We start from the raw sequence: 24,714 nt of genomic DNA, 5'->3' as shown, positions 1-24,714 counted from the left end.
CTTGACGTCGCGCCCGCCCGCACGGTTCACGTGAACGCGGGGTAAATCGCGATCAGCAGTTGGCGAGGACGTAGGTGAGCGTCTCGATCAGCGACGCCCGGGCCGCCTGACCGTCGGCGCGCAGCATGTCGCGCAGCGCGTCCAGGCGGCCGACGAACGCGGTCCGGTCGACCGGGTCGACACAGTCCGGCGGCGGCGTGCCCGGCTCCCGCGCGGTGCTGGACACCTTCTCGACCCGGGCGAGGATCGCCTTGAGCCGTGGATCGGTGTGCGGGTTCGCGGCCGCCTGCTCCTCGGTGAGCGCCATCACGTCGGCCACCGACTCGAAGACGTCGACGACGGCCCGGTCGACCTTGTTCCGCGCGCTGGCCCGCAGCAGGTCCAGCGCGAACTCCGGTGACATCCGCCCGGCCAGCACGATCCGGAACAACAGGCCGTCCATGGCGAACCGTTCGATCCGGCTACCGGTCTGGGCCAGGAAGTCGTAGGCGAACGTGGCCGGGACGGGACCACCGGTGTACGGCGGCTCCACGCCGAGCAGGTTCGTCGTGGCCGGGACCAGCCGCTCCGTGGCCGTGGCGTCCAGGCTGAGCGCGGCCCGGAAACCGGCCAGGTGATCCCGGTCCGGCGCGGTCGCGATCACCGTGTCCAGTGCCTCCCGCACGCCCGGGTCGGTGAGCTGCTCGTGGTACCGCCGGTGGAACTGTTCCGCGTCCGCCCCGGCCGTGAGCAGGCCGGCGAGGACCGGGGGCAGCGCGGTGCCGATCGGTGTCGTCGCCAGCCTGGCCGCCTTCTGGAACAGGGCCCTGGTCAGCTCGGACACCGAGGTGGCCGGGTCGGCGTCGACGAGGCGGCCGTTCTGGTCCCACAGCCGCCACACCGACTCGGAGGGGCCCAACACGAACTCCTCCGGCGTCCTCTTCTTCATGGACTGCTCGATGACGACCGGTCCGGTGTGCTCACCGGCGCCGGCCTCCCGCATCCGCTCAAGGAGTGCGGTGAACTCGTCCCTGGTGGCCTTGGCACTGTGCGTGGTGACGACGATCGGCACCTCACCCCACCACGCGTGCTCACGGAGCGCGCGCTCCAGCCGCTCGATCGCGGCCGGAGTCCGGCCGCTCAGGTCCACGGTCAGCACCGGACGGTTCAGCCCGGCCGTCACCGGGCCGAGGTCACCGGCCGTCCACGGGCCGACGTGGCGCGGCGCCGGCACCGCCCGATCCGGCGCGATCCGGCCGGACCACAGTGGCGCGAGCACGCCGATCGTGCTCCGGTCGAGCCGGATGAGCGCGGCCGCGGTCTGGTTGAACAGGAGCGCGAGGTCGGTGATCGAGCCGTTGCTCTCCAGCGCGTCCACGGCTGCGCGCCACAGCGCGGCGGCATCCGAGTGCGGGAACCGATCCAGCACCTCGGTAACGCGCGGGGTGGCCGCGTCGACGTGCTTGCGCATCTGAGCGATCTGGTCCGCGACGGTCAGTCCGCGCGGCAGCGGGGGCAGCACCGGCGGGTTCGTGTACGCGACCTCGGCCCGGAATACCTGGACATCGCCCACAGTGGCCGCTATCTGCCGGACCAGTTGCGTGACGCCGGTCACCGCGCCGCCCACCCGCTCATCCGGGTTCCGGCCATGCAGCGCGTTCAGCAGCGCGACGGCGTCGCCGAGGTGTGCCCGGTGCTGGGCCAGCATGCCGGCGTATCCGCCCAGCGTGTTGACCGGCGCCCCGGTCGCCACCGCCACGACGGCGCGCAGCGTGTTGCGGATCACGACGTCCCGCGGGCCGCCGTCGGCCACCTGCTGGGTCAACTGCCAGAGACCCTGCACGGTACGGACACCGAGCTCCGGTTCATCGTCCATCCGCATCTCGCCGTCCGAGTCGGAGGCGTCGCCGATCATGCTGAACAGCAGATCGTGCCGGGCGTCCGGATCGTCCGCTCCCAGGTACTCGTAGGCCGATGCCCCAATGTCCAGTGCGGACAGCTGCCAGGCGGCGAGGAACCCCCGGGTGCGTGCGTCCGCACCGGGATCCTGCTGGATCGCGGTCAGTTGCCCGGTGATCAGCGCACCGAACGCCGGCCCGGCCGCATCTGCGAACTCCCGCAGCCTCTCCTGCGCCTCGTGCGCGCGCCTCGGATCGCGTGCCGCGAGCCAGGTCCGCACCGCGGCGGCGGCCAGCCCACGTGGTACCACGGCGGCCGGGCCGGAGCCGGCCAGCCGGTGCATGGCAGCCGCCCACATCGCGCCGGTGTTCGGGGTCAGGGCGTTGATCGCCGATCCCGCGAGCGCGATCGCGCCGGCGGTGTCACCAGCGAGCATCATGCCGATCGCGTCCGCCATGTGCCTCTCGGCCGGCGGCGTACCCGCCGCGCTCCGGACCACCGACTGTGCGAGGCCGAAACCCTCCGGGGTGACCGCGCTCAGCAGCGCACCCAGCGCATCCGACCGCTGCTGGGACCGGCTCTCCCGCAGCACCGCGAGCGCCTGGTCCGGCCGCAGCCCGTGCGAGCCCCGCTCCAGGATGCTCAGCACGGTGCGGAGCTCGTCGATGCGCCGTCCGGTGACGATCGCGTCGCCGACCATGGCCCAGTCCCGCCAACGGCCGATGCGGTCCTCGGTCAGCCAGCGACGCGCGATCGGCTGCGCGATCGCGGCCGCGATCCGCCAGATCCGATTGGCGAAGTCGGAGTTGCCGGCCGCGCTCTCCACGCGTGCGCGCAGTACCAGCATCGAGGACCACGTGTCGCGCTGCTCGCTGGTGATGCCGGCCTGAACGGCCGCCCGCAGCTGCGCGGCGGACTCGGCGGTCTCGCCGGCGGCGGCGTGCCGGACCGCCCGGAACATCGCCGCGTGGACCGGGGAGCCGGTCACCGCGCCGCCGATGTCCTGCAGCGGTACGGTGCGCAGTGGGTCCAGCCCGGCGATCGCCGCGTACCCGGACCGGATACCGCCGGCCAGATACCGGAAGTTGTCCCGGGTCTGCGGCATGGTGACCCGGCGGGCACCGTAGGAGCGGACCTCCAGGATCGCGAGGCCGTGCCGGACCCGTCCGCCATTCGTGTCCAGTGCCGGGAACGTGGTGGTGCTTCCCCACACCAGCGGCGGCGGCATCGCACGGCCGGTGAGGGCGGCGTCCACGTACGTGCCGACGGCCGGCTTCTCCTGGGTTCCGTACTCCGCCCAGTTGTCGCGGGTGATCCCGGCCAATTCGGGATGGTCGGCTCCGGCCTGTCGCATCCGGTCCAGGAATGCGTTGTTGCGCTCCAGGTAGAGCCGGCCGAGCGCACCGCGGATCTCGTCCGCCTGCAGCGACAGGCCGAACGCCGCCCACCACGGCAGGTCGCCCCAGAGCAACCGGTGATCGTGCCGGGACAACGTCGCGACGTGCGCCTTCGGGATGTTCCGGCTGGGTGTCCAGGAGTCCATGTAGCCGCCGCTGTGCGAGTAGAGCAGCGTCGTGACGCCTTCGACCGCCGTACCCACCCGGTCGGGGAAGGCGAAGCCGAGTGCGCCGAGGAAGTCGGCAAGGTGCGCGGCCACGCCGGCGCCGAACTCGGCGCCCTCCTGCTGCCCCGCCTTGGTCCGGTACGGCACCGGTCCCAGATCGGTGCCGTAGGTGACGGTCGAGTCCCGCCATGTCCCGTCCGTGACGTCAGACAGGAATCCCTTCAGCATTTCGGTCGGCACGCCGAACGACAGGTGGACGTGGTTGCCACCCTCGTCACCCTCGGGTGGCAGGCCGATGGCCGTGTCACCGATGCCGGGCGCCATCTGGAAGCTGCTGCCGTCGAGGACCCCGGCGAGGTCCTCGTCCGGCCGGCCGGGCTCGGTGTCGACGTTCTCGAACCGTTGCTCGACATCCGCCAGCTGCTCCCAGAACTCGTCGGTGTCCTGGATCCGGTTCTCCTCACCGGGCAGGATGCCGAGAACTCCGCTGCGCAGTTCGACGATGTCGGCGCTGATCGTCCACTCGTCCTCCTCCTCCGGGGTGAGGTGGTAGACGCCGTCCCGCTCGTAGAGCAACTTCGTGTCGGAGAGCAAGTCGATGCTCTCGTCCATGGTGGAGGCGAGCACCTTGTCGTTCAGGACGCCGGCCGGCAGCACCATCGGCATGGTGCGCTCGGCCTCGATGCCACCGCCCCGGTATCCCCGGCTGACCGGGGGATCCAGCAGCGGCGCGGACCCGGACTCCGAGGCCGGCGGTGCCGGGCTCATGGACCTGGCCACCACGCCGTCCGGATCGATCACGATCGCGCGGGTGTACGTGTCGGCGTCGCTCGGCAGCTCTCCCGGCGCACCCACCCGGGGTGCTGCACCGCGATCGGTCAGGTTGATCCACAGGACGCCGTCGTCCCCGGCGTGGTACGCCGCGTACACGTGCCCGTACGGCGCTCCCGCACGCTCGGTCAGCACCACGGCCAGCGATCGCGCGCCGAGGTTCGGGTCGGTGCCCATCCGATTGCTCAGGTCCGACCAGGAGCCGAAGCGCTGCCAGTCCTCGCGGTCGCCGAGCCAGGTCTCCGCGTTCCGGCCGGGCGTAGGCTCCTCCCGGGTGCGGGCGAGGCGCACCCCGTGCCCCTGCCAGTCGCCCGGATGCAGCCTGCGCACCAGGTCCTGCACCAGTGCGAGGCACTCAGCGAGGCTCCGGTCCCCCGTGCTGCCCGCAGCCCGGTCACCGTTGGTGACGACGACCTGCCAGAGCTCCCGCAGCTGGTCCCCCGTGAGCACGCCGGCCCCCGATTGCCCGGTCGGCAATGCGGAGAGCAGGGCGTGTACCACCGGTGATGCCTGTGGGGTCAGCAGCTCGCCGGAGAGGGCTGACAGCTGCCGGCGTTCCGTTTCCAGGGCCCTCCGGTCCACCGGGACGGTGGACCATGGCCGCTCCCGGCCCGGCGCACCGGCCAGCATGGCGGTCAGCGCCGCGTGCTGCCAGTGGATCCGTTCGGCCTGCTGGCGTACCGGGTCGTGGCCGAGTCCGGCGGACACGCGCGCGGCCAGCTCGCCGACCGCGGCGGCCTCGGCGGCACCCGGAGTCCCGGCGCCGGGCTTCACCCGCACGGTGCCCAACGGCAGGGCGACGCGCAGCTCACCGGTGTCCCGATGCACGGTCGCGGACCGCAGCAGCGGCGCGAGCGTGCTGGTCCCGGGCAGACCGGTGGTGGCGAGGATCGACATCCGGACCGCCGCGGCCAGGTCCGCCACGCCGCCGGTCACCACGTCCACCGGGTACGGCCGGCGACCGCCGTCGACCGGGCGGAACGTCGCGGCCGGGACCGGAAGCACCGTGTCCGTGTCCGGCAGCGCCTGCGCGATCAGCTCGCGCGCCAGCCCGTAGCGGAGCATCAGCAGGTCGAGCCGCGTCTGCGCGACGTCCTCCGGCAGTGTGCCGAGCAGGTCCGCGAGATCGCTCAGTCCGCGGTGCACGCCGTCCAGCGCGTTGCGCGCGGCGTCCGCGGCCTGCCGCCGTGGCACCGGCATGCCGGCTCCCGCCGCGGTGTCGAGCGCCGCGACCACGGTACGCACGTCCGTCCAGCGGGACAGCGCGCCGTCGACGACCGCACGCAGATCGGCCTTCGACACCGCCGGCGTCGCCGGGAGCAGCCCCGCCGGGATCGGTGGCGGCACCGTCACCAGCCCGACGAACGGGCTCCCGGCCGGTTGCTGGTAGCGGATCCGGTGGGCGTCCGCCACCGTGCGCCGCGACTGGTGCTGGTACGGGTTGACCTCGACGACCCGCCGGGTCGCGCTGAGGCGGTTCTGGTGCCCGGCACGCACGGTCCAGCCCGCCGCGGCCAGATCCCTGAGCATCAGGTGGCCGTCCCGCTGGAAGCGGTCCCCGTCGATCGCCAGCGGGCGCAGCGCCCGGACGACCCGGCCGCCGCGGTCGAGCGTCGCCCGCACCTGGACGATGTCGTTACCGACCGGCAACCGGTAGAGATCGAATCCCGGCAGCAGGAAGTCTCGGCCGACCCACTCTCCGTCGGTGACGACGGTCCGTACCAGGTCCTCGCCGGAGTCGAAGCCCCGCCGCCGGGCGAGGGCGTCGTAGAAGCGGACGTCCTCGGCGGACAGCGGCGGTACGGTCCACCGCAACTGGCCGTCCGCGCCGGTCCAGGATCGAAGCCGGCGCACGACCTCGCCGGTGCCGGGGTCCACCACCTCGAAAGCGCGGCCGTTCTGGACGTACCGGCCGGAGACCAGGCGGGTGACGTTACCGTCCAGCGTCTCGGTGGCCACCGCCATCGGCTCGTCGGTCGCCGGGTCCAGCGGCATCCAGTGGGCGTCGTCGCTCGTCCACGCCGGGCGGGAGATCCGGCCGCGCCGGTCCGGCAGCGACCAGCCGCGGCTCTCCAGCCGGTCCCGCGCCGTCTGGTTCGTCCGGACGCGGTCGTGCTCGTACTCCCGGAAGGTGGAGTTGGCCGGCACCGGCAGCTCGGTCATGCCGTAGTCCTGCGCGCGGACCCGCTGGACCTTCGGGTTGCTGACCATCAGTGACCGGAAGAAGGGCTTGTCGCCGCGCGCGGTCAGGTGATAGGTCGTCAGGTCGAGCGCGCCCGGCACGCCGGAGGAGTTGAACGGTTCCTCGGCGCCGGACCAGTCCGTACCCTCCCGGGTACGCGCCTCCATCGTGCCGCGCGGGCGGCCGTCCGGGCCGAACACGTCGAAGACCGCCTGCCGGGGCCGGGCCGGGTCGGGCCGCCTGGCCACGACGTACGAGCCGTCCGCGGCCAGCCCGACGGTGCCGCGCGGCAGCGCCCCGGCACCGGCGTCCCGTGGTGGGAGTCGCGGGCGGTGCGGGATCGGCGGCTGCGACGGCTGGCCGTACATCATGAGGACGGCCGGATCCGTCGCCGGTGTCACGCCGGCGGGCGGACCGAACACCTCGGAGACCGGTGGCAGGCCCGAAGGACCGCCCAGCGCCTCCGCCATGAACCGGTCCACGTCGACGTACACCGCCGGCAGGCTGTCCAGAATGCCCCGCGCGGCCCCGTCCGAGACGTCCCCACGCCGGCCGGTGACGATGTCCAGGCCGGTGCTGATCGTTCCCAGCGCGGTACGCGCCGCGCGGGCGGCCACGGTCTGCAACTCCGTCAGCGCGTCGCGGGACGACAATTCGTCCAGCGCCGTCGAGGCCTCGTCGCGCGCCTGCGTCCACCGCGACCGCACCGCCTCCGCGGTGTCCCGCACGCCCGCGGACGACCGCGTCGGCTCGGGGTCACCGACCGCGGCCGGGTAGACCTGCGGGTCGAAGCCGGGCGGTGGGCCGGAGTCCTCGTAGTCGCCGGTGGTGAGCGACATGACGTACCACCGGTTGCCGTCCCGGAAGTAGTGCCGGCCACCGGTCTGGACGAACTGCTGCCGTGGTGGTGCCGGCTCGGAGTCCGAGTCGGACTCCGAGCTGGACAGCAGTGTCATACCGCCCGCGTCCTCGGTGAGCCCGAGGAAGTCCTCGTGGTAGGCCGGGGCTGTCGCTCCGTCCCCGTAGAGGGACCACACACCGTTCTGGTTGACGTGCCAGCGGTGCAGGTCGTCCTGGAAGAACTCGGTGCCGCCGTAGACGGTCCGGCCCGCGCCGCTGCCGTCCGGGTGATCGCGCTCGCTGAGCTCGGCCAGCATGTGCATGAGCTCCTGCGCCCGCGGCTCCGTCATCACCGTGACGGCACCCGGGTCGCCCGCGGCTGCTTCGCGGATGTCTGCGGCACGGCCGCCGTACGCCGGGATCTGCCAGCTGTCGCCGGCCTCACCGACGTTGCGGGCCTCCACGGCCACGTACGGATCGTTCGGGTCGGCCGCGTTCGGCAGCAGGCCGAGGACCCGGTTCACGCCCATCGTCTGCTGCGTGCTGACGATCCGCGGCGGGTTGCGGTGCAGGAAGTTGAGCAGCATGTCCCGCACCGTGGGACCGCCCGGCCGGCCCAGGCCGAGGATTCCGGCCGGCGTGTGCTGCCCGTAGAGCAGCGGCGCCTCCGCACCCGCGAAGATGCCCAGGAAGTCCTGGTGGTGGTCGTGCAGGAAGGTCTGCGCGGCGGCCGTGAGACCACCGCCGCGCAGCAGTGCCGGATCCGCGCGCACCACGGTGGAGAGGAACCGTTTCGGCAGCGGCAGGCTGGTCGGCGGGTTGTTCGGGTTGCTCGCCCGCGCCATGCCGAGCGCGAACAGGTAGGCGGTGGTGGCGACGCCGGCGACCTGGCGGATCTCCTTGTCGGACGCCGCCGGGTGGGCGGCCGCGAAGTCCCGGGCGAACGACGACCCGCGGACCAGCGCGCGGGTGAGCTCCTGGTAACCGGTGGCGCTGTTGGCCGCCAGCCAGGAGTAGTAGCGAGTCAGGTCGCTGAGCCGGATGTCCGGCGTGAAGTGGTTCAGCGTGACGTCCGCGGCGTGCGCGAACTCCGCGTCCGGGTCCGGGTTCGGCGCGAGCCGCGGGATCACCCGGACACGCTCCGCGCCGGGCCGCACCGTGAACCGCGGGTCCGCCCCGAAGATCTCCTGGAGCGTCATGCCCTCGCCCGGCACCCGGCGCAGCAGCTCCTGTGCGGCCATACTCTCCGCCGCGTACGCGTCGAGCGTCGGCATGCCGGGGTTCACCGCGGCCTGCCGCGTGGCCGGCCTGCTGCCCTCCTCGATGTGGTAGCCGTACACGTCGTTGAAGTGGCTGTCGCCCGCCAGCTCGAACGTGCCGGCCGACACCAGCACCGTGCTGACCGGGTCACCGGCGAAGTCGTCGGGGAACTCCAGCGCCAGGAACGGGTACTCCTTCTCCCGGCCCACCACGCCGGCGGCACCGGTCCGCGGATCGATCGGGTCCGTCAGCGCCCGCGCCAGCGAGTCCGACTCCATCTCCGAGGAGATCTGCGTGATCTGCCGACCGTCCGGCTCGGTGACGTAGGCCCGCGCGTCCAGGCCGCTCGGCAGCCCGCCGTGGTCGTGCCGGTGCCGCATCTGCCACCGGCTGCCGGCCCGGTCCAGGTTGTCCACCCAGATCGTGCCGTCCGCCGCGTGATGCAGGAACACCGCGTGCCCGACCTGGCCCGGCCGCCCCGCCCGGACGAACGCGGACCGGCCCTTCTCCGCCCGCAGCACGTCGAACACCGCGTCCCACGCCAGGCCCGGCAGGCGTGGCCAGGTCCGCCAGTCCCCCATCGCGGCCAGTGCGCCCCGGCCGACAACCGAGTCGTCCACGGTCCGGGAGCGCACCGACCGGTCCCGGAACGCCGACGTCGGGTGCAGGTAGAGCCGGTCGTGCACCTCGCCGAGCAGCAACTCGCAGTAGGCCGGCTCGTCCGGCGAGACCCGGGTGCGGGCCAGGTCTGCCAGCTGCCCGAACTGCGGGACGCTCAGCGGTGGCGCCAGCACGGTGGACGCGGTGATCGGGGATGGCAGCAGGTCCGCCACGAAACGGTCGACCGGTGCCAGATCGGCGAAGTCCAGCCGGGCAAAGTCGTACGCGCCGAGCGCGGTCTGGACCTTGATGTTCGTGGACTCCAGCGTGGCGTCGGTGACCGACGCGGGCTTGAGGTCGGCGGCCAGCTGGAGGAATGCCTGCCATCGTTCACCGGCGGCCGCGGTCCTCAGCTCCGGCAGCCGCCGCTCGAGCGCTTCCAGCACCGTCCGCATCCCCGCGGCCGGCAGCGCGCCGAGCAGGCTGGACGCGAGGTTGAGCGCGGCGGGTGCCCGGGAGGTGCCGAGCTCCATCCGGAAGATCTGCGGCTCATGGCTGATCGCCACGGTGCTGCCGTCGTTGAGCATCATGTACCACGCGGTGCCGTCGTAGTAGTACCGGATACCGGTGGGGCCGTTGTAGAACCCGGGCGACCGCCCGGCCGGCCTGCTCGACGACGAGCTGCTGCTGCTGCTCAGCAACGAGAGCGAGCCCATGTCCTCGATGTAGGAATCGTCGTAGCCGTCGTCCTGGACGACGGGCGCCGGCTCGACCGGCGCCTGGGTGCCGTACCAGGACCAGGAGCCGTCCTCGTGGTAGCGATGCCACTCGCCGAGGTCATCCTGGAAGTACGTGTTACCGCCGACCGTGGTTACACCGGCGTTGCCGAGTCCGTTGCCGTTGACCGGCGCACCGGCCGTCCGGCTCAGCCTGCTCACGTCCCGCATCCACTCGACGGACCGGCTGTCCTTCATCAGCGGGCGGCCGACGTTGGCGCGGGCGAACTGCGAGGTACGCCCGCCCCACGGCGCCTCCCGGAAGGTGTCCCCGGACGCGCCGACGTTCCGCAACTCCCAGGGGACGAACGGATCGCCCGGGTCCGCCGAGTTGGGCCGTAGGGCGCTCAGGGTCGTCTTCACACCGAGCGAGGCCGAGACGCGTGGGTCGCGTGCCGGGTTGCTCTGCAGGAAGGCCAGCAGGCCGTCCACCACGCCCTCGTCGGTGCCGGCGCCCATCTGGAGCAGTTGCGCGGGCGTCGGCGAGCCGTGCAGCCGGAACGCCTCGCCCGTCGCGAAATCGCTCACGATCCGCTGGCGGTTGTTGTGCAGCCAGTTACGCACCGCCTGCGGAAGCGCGGCCCGCAGCATGCCGAGCCGCCGGACGCGCGGCACCGAGATCACGAAGAGCTTGCCGGCAGCCTGGTTCGCGTAGAGGTCGACCGTCGCCTGCGACCGGGCCAGCGCGATGCCGACCAGGTGCATCGCGGACATCACGCCCTCCAGCTTGAGGAGCGTCTTCGCCGAGGTGTTCGGGTGCGCGGCCGCGTACCGGGCCGCGATCAGCGAGCCGGCCACCTGTGAGCGGATGATCTCGGCGTACCCCTGCGTGCTGTTGTTGCGCAGCCAGGTGAAGAACTGGGGGATGCCGCTCAGCCGGATATCCGCGGTGAACTGGTTGAACGTGACGTCCGCGGCGGAGGTGAAGTGCGTGCTCGCCGGGTCCGGCGTGAGCCGGGGGATCACCCGCACGCCGGCGGCGTTCGCCGGCACCTGGAACCGCGGGTCGGCACCGAAGATCTCCTGCAGCGTCCGGCCCGCCGCGGGCAGCGACCGCATCAGGTCCTGCGCTGCCGCGCTCTCCTGGAGATAGGCCTCGAACCCGACGGTGTGCGTGCCCGGCGTCCGTGGCGTGGCCGGCTTGCCCACCTCCTCGATGTGGAACGCGTAGTCGTCGCTGTCGTGCTCGTCCGCGATATAGCGGAACGTCGCGCCGCGCACCAGCGTCGTACCCAGCCGATCGCCGACGAAGTTCGCCGGGAACTCCAGCGCCAGGTAGGGCAACTCCTTCTCCCGGCCCACGACGCCGGCACCCGCGACGCGCGGGTCGATCGGGTCGGTCAGGGCCCGGGCCAGCGAGTCCGACTCCGGCTCCGGCGCGATCGGCCAGTCCTCGGGCGCGATCCGGCGCCCGTCCGGCTCGGTGAGGTAGGCGCGCACGTCCAGGCCGGTGGGCAGCCCGCGGTGATCCTCCCGATCGCGCATCTGCCACCGGTTGCCGGCCCGGTCCAGGTTGTCCACCCAGATCGTGCCGTCCGACGCGTGGTGCAGGAACACCGCGTGCCCGATCCGCCCCGGCAGGCCCGCCCGCAGGAACGCGGACCGGCCCTTCTGCGCGCTCACCATGTCGAACGCCGCACTCCACGCCGAGCCGGGCAGCCTCCCCCACGACCGCCAGTCACCCATCGCGGCCAGCGCGCCGCGGCCGATCGCGGAGTCGTCGACCACCCCGGCCGGCCGCGTGCCGCGGGTGAAGGCGGACGTCGGGTGCAGGTAGAGCCGGTCGTGCACGTCACCGAGCAGCAGCTCGCAGTAGGCGGGCTCGTCCGGCGACACCCGGCCGCGGGCCGCCTCGCCGAGCAGCCGGAACTGTTCGGCGGAGAGCGGCGGCCCCAGCACGGTCGTCGGCGCGATCCCGCCGAGCCGGTCGACCGCGACCTGGTAACCGGGGAGACCGGTGAGGCCGGTGGCGGACGCGATCAGCCGGTCCAGCGCCTCCCGGATGCCACGGTCGTGCAGTTCATCCGTGTTCCGGCGGTAGATCGCCTCCGCGTCGTCCGTCGTGGCCGCGGTGAGCAACCCGGCCAGCACGGGCGGCAGCGAGGTGCCGTACGGGGCTCCGCGCAGCCCGCCCGCGGCCTGGAACAGCCGGGCGGTGAGCCGGTCGTCCTCCATGACGATCCGGCCGGACTGATCGGTCAGACGCCACCGGGACGTCCCGGCGGCGGGCAGCTGCTGGATGAGGATCGGACGGAACCATTCGGTCAGCCCGGTGAAGCCCTCGGTGGCGGCCGTCGCGGCGGAGGCGACCACGATCGGCAGTTCCTGCCACCACTCGTGCCCGCTCAGCGTGCGGCGCAACTCGTCCAGCGCCGCCGGTGCGCCGGCGACGTCGACGGTCACGACCGGGCGGCGGACCCCGGCGGTCAACCCGGTCAGGGCGGCACCGCTCCAGCCACCGATCGTGCGCGGGGCAGGGAGCGTGCGGGAGACCTCCGGGTAGCCGGACCACAGCTCCGCCACCGCGGGCAGGACGGTCCGGTCGAGCCGGATCAGCGCGGCCGCGGCCTGGTCGAGCAGATGGCTGAGGTTCGCGGCCTGGACGGCGTCCGGGTCGGTCACCTCGTCCAGTTGCCGCACCGCGTCGCGCCACAACTCGGTGGCGCGGGCGTGCGGGAACCGGTCCAGCACCGGGGTGACCCGCTGTGCGGCGGCATCGGCGAGCGCGCGCCGGTCGTCGACCTTGGCCTGCGGCGTGAGCGCGAGCCGGGACCGCGGGGCACGCGGGCCGTCGGAGTGCACCGTGATCAGCCACTGGTTGTTGTGGTCCCAGGCGCCGCGGCCGCTGCCGCCACGCCCGCCGCGCTGGAACCGCCGGGCGAGCCGGGCGGGATCGCTCGGGCCGGCCTGGGACGGGTCCTGACCGTACGGTCCCGGCGGTGGGTAGTCGTAGGACGGGGGCGGCGGCGGTGCGTACCCGTAGAAGGGGTCCTGTTGCGGCGGCATCATCATCGGCATCTGCCGCGGCGGCACCGGCACCGGCTGCGGTCCGAAGCCGGGCGGCGGAGCCTCGGGCGGCGCCACGGCCGTCCGGGTCATACCGGCCATGGCGCGCATGAACTGCAACGCCCGTTCCTCGTGCATGAGGACCGGGCCGGCGTTGGCGCGCACCAGTGTCCCGGTCGGCCCGCCGATCCGGGGCGGGGTGTAGTGATCCATCATCTCGTTGCCGATGTCACGGCCCTCGATGAGGACTGCCGGGTCGTCCGGGTCGTCCGGGTTCGGTTCCAGCCGGTCCTGGACCAGCGACATGCCGTACGCGGTGCGCGTGCTGATCCGCCGGGGCGGATTGTTGTCCAGGAAGTTCAGCAGCGCGTCGTGCACGCCCGCGGTGCTGCCCGCGCCGAGTTCGAGCACCTGCCCGGGCACGCCGTACCGGGGCATGTAGGGGGCGGTCAACCCCGCGGTCAGCTCGATCGCCGGCCCCGCCGCGAGCCGGAAACCGTCAATGATCCGCGCCTGGTTGGCATGCAACCACCGCCGGATCGGCGCCGGCAGGCCGCGCCGCACCACCCGCGGATCGTGCCGGACCGCGCTCGACACCCACGACTTGGCCAGCGGGAAGTTGTGATCGATCAGGGCAAAATTGTGTGCGTAGGCGAGGCCGAGCGAGTAGAGGAACATGAGCGTGCCGTAGCCCTCGAGCTGCATCGCGGCCTTCAGCGGCACGTCCGGCATGGTCTGCCGGAGCTGGACGCCGAGTTGCCGCCCGAACTCCAGGGCACGGTTTATCTCCATCTGGTGCCGCGTGCTGTTCTGCACGAGCCAGGAGTAGTACCGCGTCAGGCCGCTCAGCCGGACCCCGACGGTGAACTGGTTGGCGGACGCGTCCGCCGGGTTCCGGAAGATACCGTTCGGGTCGGGCGCCAGGCGCGGTGTGACACGGATGTGCCGGGCGTAGTCCGGCACCGTGATCGTCGGATGGCCGGCGAACAGGTCGCCGAGCTGCGCGCCGTACGGCGGAAGGTTGCGCAGCAGCCGCTGCGCCGACGCGCTCTCCGCGGCGTACTCGTCGATGGCGTCGCCACCCATCGCCCAGAGCGGGACGCTGATCTCCTCGATGTGGTGCTCGAACCCGGGGTCGCCGGTCCGCCCGTCCACCGTCCACGAGAACGTCCGGCCGATGATCAGCGGCCGGCTGGTCACCTCGCCGACGAACTGGACCGCGATGAACGGGTACTCCTTCTCGCGTCCGATGTAGAGGCCCGTGCGCGGGTCGGCCGGGTCGGCGGTGAGTCGCGCGAGGGAGTCGGCCTCCGGCGCGGAGACCAGGCGCGGATCGGTCGACTGCCGGCCGTCGGCCTCGGTGACGTACGCCCGCACGTCGAGCCCGGTGGGGAGGTCACGGAGGTCGTCCGGGGACGTCATCCGCCAGCGTCCGCCGCCGGCCGTGAGGTTGTCGACCCAGACGCTGCCGTCCGCCGCGTGGTGCAGCACCACCGCGTGCCCGATCGCGCCCGGCCGCCCGGCCCGGGCGAAGACGGAACGACCCCGCATGCCGCGGACGACGGACCACGCGGTCGCCCAGGCGTCACCGCCCAGTCGTGGCCAGGACGTCCAGTCGCCCATCCCGGCGAGCGCACCGCTGCCGAGCACGGAGTCGTCCACGGTCGCGGCCGCGGGCCGCCGGTCGAGGAACGCGGACGTCGGATGCGCGTACAACCGGTGATAGACCTCGCCGAGCAGCACCTCGCAGTACGCCGGGTCGGACACGTCCACCCGGGCGCGGGCCCAGTCGCCGAGCGCACCGAACTGCCCACCGGTCAGCGGCGCGGTGAGCACGGTCTGCGGGGTGACCTCGTCGCGGCCGGTGTCCGCCGCCGTGGCCGGCGGCCGGTCGTCGCCGGGCGGCGGCGGCAGCTCGCCGATGATCCGGTCCAGCAGGCGCAGGTACCGGTCGCGCGGGCCACCGCGCGGCAACGCGTTCAGCTCCTCGACCTCGGCCGGCGTGAGACCGGCCGGGTCGGGCTCGCGGAGCGGGTCGCCCATCAGGCTGCCGAGCACGTGCGGACGGTGCGGCGCGGTCCCGTCGAGGTACTCGTCACGCATACCGGCGCTGTGTGCGATCTCGCCGGCGACCAGCACCGGGCTCGCGTCGGTCCGCCAGTTGCGGTGGTCCATGGGACGGGTGTCCCCCGGCGCGAGCAGGTTCACCGTCAGGTGCGCCTGTTCGGGCGACGTCGCCTGCTCCACGGTCACGTGCAGCAGGTCGCCGTTCGGCAGCCGGAGGGCGGGCTGGTTGAGGTAGTAGCGGACGCCGGTCACGGCGACCGCGTGCATCGCTGCCGCGGCCGCCGGCGTGGCGCCGTCGTACCAGACCCGGACGGTCAGGTCGGTGACCGTGTCGGAGCCGATCCGGAGCCGGCGGGCGTCGAAACTCGCGTCCACCACGTACCGGCTGCCGGGCGACGCCGGGTCGGGCCGGGACACCGGGTCGGTCCAGCTGTGCCGCCGCGGCACCGCGGTCGCGCCCTCGCGGGCCGCCGCCCAGCCGGGATCGTCCGACACGACCGGTACGCGGGCCGGAAGCGGTTCGTCCGCGTCGCCCGTACCGGCGGGTGCGCGCGCCGGTACGCCGGGCGCGGTGGCCGGGTTGAGCAGCCGGGTCCAGCGGATGCCGCCGGGCGGCTCCTCCGTGCGCGTGTCGGGCGAGAGCAGGCGCAGCGCCGAGGGCGGCAGCATCAGCGGCGGGAGCTCCGGTGCGCCCTGCCCGACCATCTCCCAGGTGACGGCGCGGACCTGGGCGCGGACCTCCGGCTGTTCGGCCAGGAAGGTCAGCACGGACTCCCAGATCAGCGCCGGGTCCTGGTGGCTCTCCACCAGCCCACGCACCTCGGCCAGGTTCAGCGTCCCGGAGTCGGCGTGCAGCCGGTACAGCAGGCCGGCCGCGACGCTCAGAACCAGCTGCTCGGTCGCGGCCTGGTCGAAGTGCCGGGCGGGCCGGGCGGCACCCGGCAGCCAGGTGTTGCCGAAATCGACGGAGAAGACGCCGGTGGAGACGCGCGGCAGATTGAACCGGTCCGGCAGGCCGAGTGCCTCGGCGAGTGGGCCGAAGACCGACTGCGACGGGCCGGACCGGGTGACGACCTCGATCATCACGTTCTCGCGGGTGTACTCCGGTACGACGTCCGGCACCTCGTCGGGCACCGCACCGGAGAGCGCGAACACCCGGTTCTCGTACGCGTTCCGGGTGTAGTTCCCGCTCAGCGCGCTGAGGTACGCCGGGAGGGCCGCGTGCCCGGCCGGCGCCACGATCACGTTGTTGACCGGCCGTGCGATGGCGTTCGTGGACCGGGTCGGCTCACTGCCGACCGCCACCGGGATCGGCGAGCTGACGATCCGGCTCAGCTCCGCGCCGAGGTCGCCGGTCAGCCGGTTGTCGCTGTCGGTGTAGACCCCGCCGAACCGGTACAGGATCTCCACGCGCAGCAGGTCCGAGCCCGCGGCGAAAGCGGTCGGGATGCCGCGGCTGCGCTCCGCCGCAGCCAGCGAGTGCAGGTTCATCGGGGCCTCGGCGGAGAACACCTCGTCCACGTTGACCAGCCGGACACCGTTCGTGTCCGCCCACTCCGCGAACTCCCGGATCGCGGCCTGCTCCGGCGTGCCGGTCGCCGCCGCGCGCGCGTCCACGATCTGCGCCCTGGTGAGGTCGGTCCAGAGCACCACCTCGAACCCGGACCGGGCGCGCATCTCCGCGAGGTAGTCGCGGAACGAGCCCTGGGCACCGTCCGCGGCCAGCGGCCCGCCCATCCAGATGGAGTGCACGATTCGTGGAATGGCGACGCGCTTGTGCTTCAGCAGCCCGTTCGGGTCGCGTTTCGGCATGAACCGCCGCGTCGACCGGACCACGGTGTCCGGCTCCGCTACCGGGTTGATCTGCCCGCTCAGTGGTCCCCGGGCGAGGTCTGCCTGCCGGAAGAAGGAGGCCCGCTGGTCCGACTCCATCTCCAGGAAGTCGATGCCGGCGAACGCGGCCGGGCGGTGCAGGGGCGCGCGGACGCCGAGGTAGTCCGGGCCGATGACCCGCCGGGTCAGCGCGCCCCGCCCGCCGGTGTGGGCGCCGACCGACCGGTACGGATCCCACCGGTCGCGCAGTGACCGGATCAGCCGGGCGGCCGACGGACCCGACGGCGCGCGCGGCGGCACCGCGGCGCCGGCCGGCCGGGCGGTCGCCGGTGAGCCCGGCAGCGGCGTGCGGTCGCGGTGCCGGTGCACCTCGGCCAGGGTGTCCCAGGCCTTCCGGTGGTACGGGTGCAGCACCAGCACGCGGGCGGCGAGGTCGACGCTGTTCCGGTGCCCGACCCGGACCGTCCAGCCGGCGGCCCGCAGCTCGGCGATCAGGTCGCGCTCGTCACCGTCGCGAATGTACTGATCTTGATCGATCTTCATCGGCCGGCGCGCGCGCACGACCCGGCCCTGCGCGTCGACCATGGCCCGGACCAGGACCGGGCCGTCCTCCCCCACCGCGCGGTAGAGCGTGAAGCCGGGCAGCGTGAGGTCGGCCCGCACCGGTTCGCCCGACGCGACGACGTCCTGCACGACCTGCTGCGCGGTCCGGCCGGTGGCGCCGCCGAGCGCCGCGTAGAACCGTTCTTCGGCCGGTGACAGCGGGGCGTCCGACCATCGGTCCCCGCCGCCCGGAGCGGTCCAGGAGTGCAGCCGGCGGACCACGGTGTCACTGCCGGGGGCCATGACCTCGAACGTGCCGTCGTCGGCGAGCCTGCCCAGGACGGACCGGGTCACTCCGCCGTCCAGCGTCTCCGTGACCACCCGGAGCGTCCCCGCCGGGTCGGTGCCGGCCCATGCCGGGCGCAGCGACTGCGGAGTGCCGAAGTCACCGGCGGGCAGCGTCCAGCCGGCCGTCTCCAGCCGCCGCCGCGCGACGTCCTGTGCGGCCGCGCGATCCAGCCGGAGGTCGGTCAGTTCCGGGCCGGTGCTCTCGGGCACGGACAGCAGCGTCGTCCCGTACCCCTCGGTGAGGGTCTGCCGGAGCCGTGGGTTGCCGACGTCCAACCATTGCAGGAACCGGCGGTCGCTGATCCGGGCGGCGTAGAACGTGGTCAGGTCGACCGCGCCGGGCACGTCCGAGATGTTCTCGATGACGTGCACATCGACGGAGTGATCCGCCTCGGGGTCCGGGTCGTCGGGGAACCGCTCGGGCTCGTCGATGAACGTCTGCACGGTGCCGCGCGGGAACCCGTCCGGCCCGAACACGGTGAGGACGTACGGATCCTCACGGCCGGGCGCGGGCGCGTGGGCGACCACGTAGGACCCGTCCGGCGCCACACCCACGGTGTTGGCCGGCAGCGTTCCGGAGCCGGACAGCAGCGGATCCAGGACCGGTCGCGCGGACTCGTCCAGCCGCACGACGGCGGCCGCCGACTGACCCAGCAGCAGCCGGAGGTCCTGCAGTTCCTGCATGATCAGGCCGTCGTCGTTCATCCGGGGCAACCGGCCGGCGGCGAAGCCGCGCGCGGTCTCCGCCGCCCGCGACCAGAGCGAGGCCACATCGCCGGACTCCGGGTGCCGCGCGAGGATCTCCGACACCTTCGGCACGGCCCCGTCGACCGTCGCGACCAGATTCCACACCCGTTCCACCGCGGTGCGGCCGGCCGGCATCGGCGGCATCACCACGCCGTCGAACGTGACCTCGGCCATCCGCACGTGGAGGTTGAAGAAGTCGTCGGGTCCCCACGCGGAGAAGCCTGCGGACGACTGACCACCACCACCGCCGGACGACGCGGGGTACTGGCCGGAGGGCGCGGGCTGCGACGAGGTGTCCACCGAGACGTGAATCCGGCCCTGGTACATCTGGAACCGTACCCAGGACTCGGCACCGGTCCCGGCGGGCGGGTCGACGAGGTATCCCGCGGGGATCAGCACATCACCCGGCGTCACGCCGAACGAGCGTTGCAGGGCCAGGTTGCGCACCTGCGACTGGGGGATGCGGCCCGTGCCCCGCGGGGTGAGGGCCAGGGTCGAACGGTGGTCGATGAACTGCCCGACGAGCTCGGCCAGCCATGAGGTGTGGACCGGCGCGGAGTACGGGTTCCCACCGGATCTCCCCGAGACACGGATCGAGCCGCCCTCGATGTCGAGGACCAGTGGGATCGCGTAGGAGGTCCACTTCGGGGGCCCGGACGGGGTGACGCCGGCCTGCAACACGAACGTGCCCCGGCCGTCCCGCAGCTCCGTCAGTCCCATCGGGACGCCGTCGACCTGCCAGACGCGCTGGGCGTTCCGCGTGAGACCGGCCCTGGGCGGGGACGCCGCGGGAAGACCGGACTCCAGGTACTGGCTGATCCGGGCGACGTCCATCCGCCCGGCCGGCCAGTTCACGTACGCCGGCGTGTAGCCGGGCCAGGCCGGTGCTGGAAGGGTCTCGGTCTTCCAGCCGGGCGCCCAGTCGTTGAGGTAGAACAGCGCGGCCGCCTGCGCCATGTCGGCCGGGCGGGTGAAGACGGTGGACAGCAGCCGGGTCAGGGCCTGGTACTGCTGGTCGCCCTCGGGCAGATGGAGTTTCCAGCCGTTCAGCGGCGGTGGCGAGCCGAGCGACGAGCGGAACTGTCCCAGGTTCGCCTGGCCGGTCGGCAGCCAGGTCTGCTCGGTGCCGTCCAGGGAGGCCAGCTGCATGCCGATACTGATCTTGACCTGCGTCTGGATCACGGCGGCCAGCAGCGAGCCACGCCAGAGGCGCCACTCCGGGTGGTCCTCCGGCAGCAGGTTGACCATGCTGAAGGACAGGCCGAGCCGCTTGTTGCGATGAGCGTCGATGGCCATCTGCGCGTCCGTCAGGTACGGATAGTCGGCGTCCCAGCCGGGGGCGCGCTCGTCGTACCCGTGATCGAAGCTCGACCGTGGGTCGCCGGCCAGGCGATACAGCACTTCCCGGTCGCGGTGGTACAGCCCGGTGAGCCGCCCGTAACCGTCCGCGCCGGCGTACCGGCTGAGGAACCGCGAGCTCGCGTGTACGTGGCTGCCCGCCTTCTTGACTATGGTCTCCCCGGAGTAGAAGAAGCCGGTCGGCGAGTTCCGGTCCGGGATCAGGACGGGATCCTGGATGTGCACCGTGGCGCCCACCTCAGCGAGGATCCCCTCGATCTGCAGCAGCTGTTCCCACGTCTCCGGTGAGTCGACGAGAATCGGTGAGACGATCTCCCCGTCCACCGTTCCGTCGGTGATGAAGGACCACTTCCCGGATGTGGGATCTGGCAGGTCCTGCTGCTGCGGCGACGCGGTCAGCCCGAGCTCGTACAGCCGCTGACCGATCCGGGCGAGGCGTTGCCGCACCGAGACGGACTCGATGTCGTCCTCGCCCTCGATCCGGTCACGGGCCGGGAGCACGAACTCGATCTCGATGCCGAACGGGACCTTCGAGGCCGCCCCGTCCATGGCGTTGTGCTTGTAGAACGGGATGGGCAGCAACCCCTGCCGGATGCGCTGCTGCATCCACGCGGGCATGTCGGTCAGGCGTGGTGGAAGGGCGAGCGTGGTGAGGTCGTCGACGGTCGAGCGGACCGGTGCCGGCGCGGCGGGTGGCGGGCTGAGCATCGGCACCATGACCGGGAATGCCGTGACCTCGGTCCGCGGCGCGGACGGCGCGAACAGCAGTGGTTCCAGGACGTGTCGCGCCGACCGGTCGAGCGCCACGATGCCGGTCGCCGCATGGTTGAGGAACAGCAGCAGGTCGCGGAACTCGTCCGCGAGCCGGGCGTCGTCCGGCGCGTTCGCGTTGCGCTCGGCGAACGACGTCAGGCCGGCCACCGCCGTACGCCAGACGAGGTTCGCGTCCGTCGCCGTGGGGTGCCGATCGAGGGTCTCCGTCACCCGGGATTCGACCGACCGAACGGCCTCGAGCAGTGCACCGGCGCGGTCCCGGACGGGGAGACCGGTGGTGTCCGGCGGCGACGCCACCGGGCCGAGCGCCACCTCGTGCCGGCCGAAGTAGACCCAGCCCTGTCCCTCGACGTACCGCATCCGTACCGAGGGAGGCGCCGGAAGCTGGGTGGACTCGCCCAACGACACCGGCTCGGCCGTTCCGGCCGTCCCGGCCCGGGCGATCGGCCGGAACGCCTCGGTGACCGGTGGCAGGATCCGGCCGTCGCCCAGCGGTTCCGACACCGATGCCGGGACCGGTGCGTCACGCAGCAGTTCCGTGAGCAGCTCGTTGGCCAGCTCGTACCGCTCGGTCAGGACGCCGAGCTCGACCCGGGCCGCCTCGTCGGAGAGACCGTCGAGCCTGCCGCCGAAGCCCTCCAGTGTTTCCCACAACCGATCGAGGACCGGACGGGCTGCCTCGGCCGACTGCCGCCGGGGTGGACTGCTCCGGGGGGCGTCCCGCACCGCGTCGAGGATCTCCTTCGCCCGGTCCCGCCACTGTCCCCAACGGGTCAGCGCACCGGCGATCGCCGCCGGCGCGCTGTCGGCGATCGCCGGGGGCACCGCGTCGACATCCGCGAGCGACACCGCCGGCGTGGCCGCCATGCCGACGTAGTAGTTGCCGTACCCACCGCCGGGCGGGTACGCGGACGTGGCGACCGGCGCCGGTGCCGCGGGGAATCGGTACTGGCCGGAATTCGCGTCCATCTCGACCGCGGCGGGCGCACCGCTCGCGGTGGTGAGGGCGGGGAGCCGCGACGTCGAGACCGGCATCACCAGCGTCGAGGTGATGCTGGGATCCGCCCTCAACAGGTCGTCGATCGTGGCGAAGGCGCCCTTCTGACCGTCCAGGGCGACGACGTATCCCTCGTCGTTGCGCACGTTGAACATGTGCGCGGTGGCCTCGCCCCGGGACCCGACCCTGCTCCGGTAGACGATTCCCCGGTACCCGGCTCCCTGCCGCTGGGCCTCGGCCAGGACGCCCGCCGATCCGGTGATCACCCGCTGGTCGTCGGTGGCCCGGAACGCGTACGCGGGGGTGCCGCCGAGCCGGTGCTGTGCGCTCGCCAGCATCTGCCGGTCCGTGTCCGCGGCGACCTGACCCGGCCCGGCCCGGCCACCCCACCAGCCGTCCAGTGCGATGGAGCAGTCGACGCAGTTGTCGGAGCCCCATTCGGGGTTGACCTCGAGAACCGCGGGATAGAAGCGGGAGAGCAGCAGGCTCCGGTCGTCGGCGGACCCGGTGTTGCCCTGCGCGACCACCGGCACCTGACCCCACGGCGTCGAGGTCCATACGGCGAGCCGCCGCAGGAGCTCCTGCTTGATCGCCCGGTTGCTCCGCTCGAACTCGTCCCGTAGCTGTCTCGCCGCCTCCTGGCTCTGGTACGCCGGGTGCACCCGTGCTTGTTCGTACCAGGTGTCGAGGTTCCAGGCCTTCTGCCGCATCGACTCCTGCGGCGGCGGAGGAGGCGGCATCGCCGCGTAGGCCGCCGGGTTGTAGCCCGCCCGGTCCTGCTCCGGGGGCACAGCGGTCGCCGGGTCGGTCATCGGCGGAAGCACGGCGTCCTGGTCGCTCACCTCCACCAGCGGCTCGACGCTGGCGACGCCGTCCGTGGTGGCGATGAACCGCAGCTCGGCGACCTCGGCCGGCATCTTCGGCCGGCCGTCGGGGCTCTGCCAGTCGATGAAGGCGAACCGCCGGCCGAGACTCACCACGTTGAACATGTGGGACACGGCCTCACCCGCGCCGCGCACCACGACGATGCCCCGGCGCACCTGCTGCGCCTCCGCACCGGTGGCGTCGTACGTCATGGCCCGGGCGATCTGCTCCAGGCTCTTCGCGAACTCCAGCCGCCGGCCCGGGAACCAGCTCTCCAGCCGGTCGACTCGCAGCGGGCCCGGTGTGCCGCCGACCTCGATCGGCAGCTTGCGGACGTCACCGCCGGACGCGAGCGTCTGGTCCAGCGCGATCGCGACCAGCACACAGTTCTGCTCGTACGACAGGTCGGTGCGGTGTCTGGTGTAAGTCTGCGGCAGCCACGGCAACAGCTGCCGGGTCTCGCGCGCGGAGAGGCCGAGCGAGACCTCCACCGCGAGCTTCGCCGGGTTGTCCTGGGCCTGGCCAGCCTGAGCCGGGCTGGCCGGGCGGGAGACGTCCGGCGTTGTCAGCGTGGTGTCGGTGGTGGAGATCGTGTCGGTCGAGTCGGTCGACAGGACCGAGTCGAGCGTGTCCGTGCGGCCCAGGTCACCCGGGACGGGCCCGGCCGGTGCCGGCGTGGCCCGGACCGGGCGGCCCTGCGGGTCGACCCAGAGCATGGCGGGGCTGGAGTCGGGGAGTGCGCGCAGCAGGGAGACCGCGTCCTGGGGCGGCATCAGGCGGACCGCGGCGCCGCCGTCCAGTTCCGGGTCGATCCAGGCGAGGCCCTCGGGGCGGGACACCAGCCAGCCGAGCGTGGCGCGGCCGGAGCCGGTCGCGGTGATCTTGATCAGGGCGCCGGAGCCCGGTGTGCCGAGCAGTGACTGGACCACCTGGTCCGGGTCGGTGGGGACGGCGAGGCCGCCCCAGGCCCGCAGCACGTCGTCGGCGTCGATCGGCTGCACGCTCCGGCGCAGCGTGGACGCGGTGAGCCCGTCCGGGATGCCGTAGAGCGCGATGCCGGCCGCGAGCGCGTAGGCGGCGCTGGACGGGCCGCGCTGCTCGTCGCCGCGCAGCTTCGAGGGCACCCGGAGCGCGTCCCGGATGACGGTGGCGTTCTCGGCCAGGTCCACGAGCCGGTCCCAGGACGGTGGCGTGCCGTCCAGCGCGGAGTGGAGCGTCTCCCGGGCGGCGGCCTGGGCGCGGGAGAGCACGCGTACCGCCGCCGGGTTGTCCGTGGTCTCCAGGCCCGAGGCGTCCACCGGGACGATCCGCGGCGACGGCTCCAGGCCGGGCTGGTAGCGCGCGTGCTTGCTGAACCCGAAGGCGTCCGCGAGCCCGAGCCACGTCTCCTGGTCGACGGTCTCGCCGGGCAGGGTGCCGAGCACGTACCGGTCCCGGACGGACGCGGGGATCTCGCCGAGCGCGCTGCGTACCCGCTCGATCGCACCGATCTTGAGACGGGTCCGCTCCTGGACGAAGACCATGGTCGAGCCGGGTACGCGGGCGGCCTGCAGGGCACCGGTGAGCGCCACCGGGTCGATCGGGTCGGTCATCGCCCCGTCGTGATAGAACACGCCGCCCGGTACCGCGATGAAACGGCCGTCCGCGCAGATCAGCTGGAAGTTCCCGGCGCTCGCCACGTCGCTCTCCTCACCCGGCGCCGCCACAACCCCGGAGCGCCGATGACGGATTGACGTCGCGCCCACCGCTACGGTTCACCATCAATTTACAAAAATTGTCTTTATCACTCGTTTTCTATCCTGTATGTCGGTATGACGGATAATCCGTACCCCTGCATCTCATCGACCGATTTATCGGTCCGAATCGGACGGTCCGGGCGGGCAACTCATGGCGTGCACCGCGATCGCCTCGAGATCGGTGACGCGCTCGGGCATCTCGCGTCGCAGCTGCCGGAGCCGGCGGATCCAGGCGGCGGGGCCGCCGGACCGGCGGAACGATGGATGGTGGTGGATCAACTCGGCCACCGTGCGGTCGTCGGCACGCCCCAGGTCGAGGGAGAGCACGTCGCGGATCGCGCGGTCGACGCCGGCCTCGGGGCGGCGACGCTCCTTCGGTACCGCGACAAGAAGGGTGTTCGCACAGGTCAACTCGGCGCCGGCCACGTCATCCTCCGATCCGGCACCGTCTCGTTGGCGATGCCGACCGATGGATGACGAGGCGCATTCCGGCACGGTTCACCGAGAAT

At 72.8% G+C, this 24,714-nt stretch carries 2 protein-coding genes; both read right to left on the bottom strand.

Annotated features, from left to right (window positions below; all coding sequences use genetic code 11):
* Positions 1–52 precede the first annotated feature (52 nt).
* Complete coding sequence (locus tag J2S44_RS30735; protein WP_310420991.1) at positions 53–24,148, bottom strand: toxin glutamine deamidase domain-containing protein; 24,096 nt, start codon at positions 24,146–24,148, stop codon at positions 53–55.
* Positions 24,149–24,319: 171 nt separating this feature from the next.
* On the bottom strand, positions 24,320–24,631 hold the full coding sequence (locus J2S44_RS30730) for a hypothetical protein (protein ID WP_310420989.1): 312 nt from the start codon (positions 24,629–24,631) through the stop codon (positions 24,320–24,322).
* Positions 24,632–24,714 lie beyond the last annotated feature (83 nt).

The sequence above is a fragment of the Catenuloplanes niger genome, assembly GCF_031458255.1.
In the GTDB taxonomy this organism is placed as follows: Bacteria; Actinomycetota; Actinomycetes; order Mycobacteriales; family Micromonosporaceae; genus Catenuloplanes; species Catenuloplanes niger.
The sequence above is the reverse complement of the archived record's forward strand: the minus strand, read 5'-3'. Positions and strand labels throughout refer to the sequence as shown.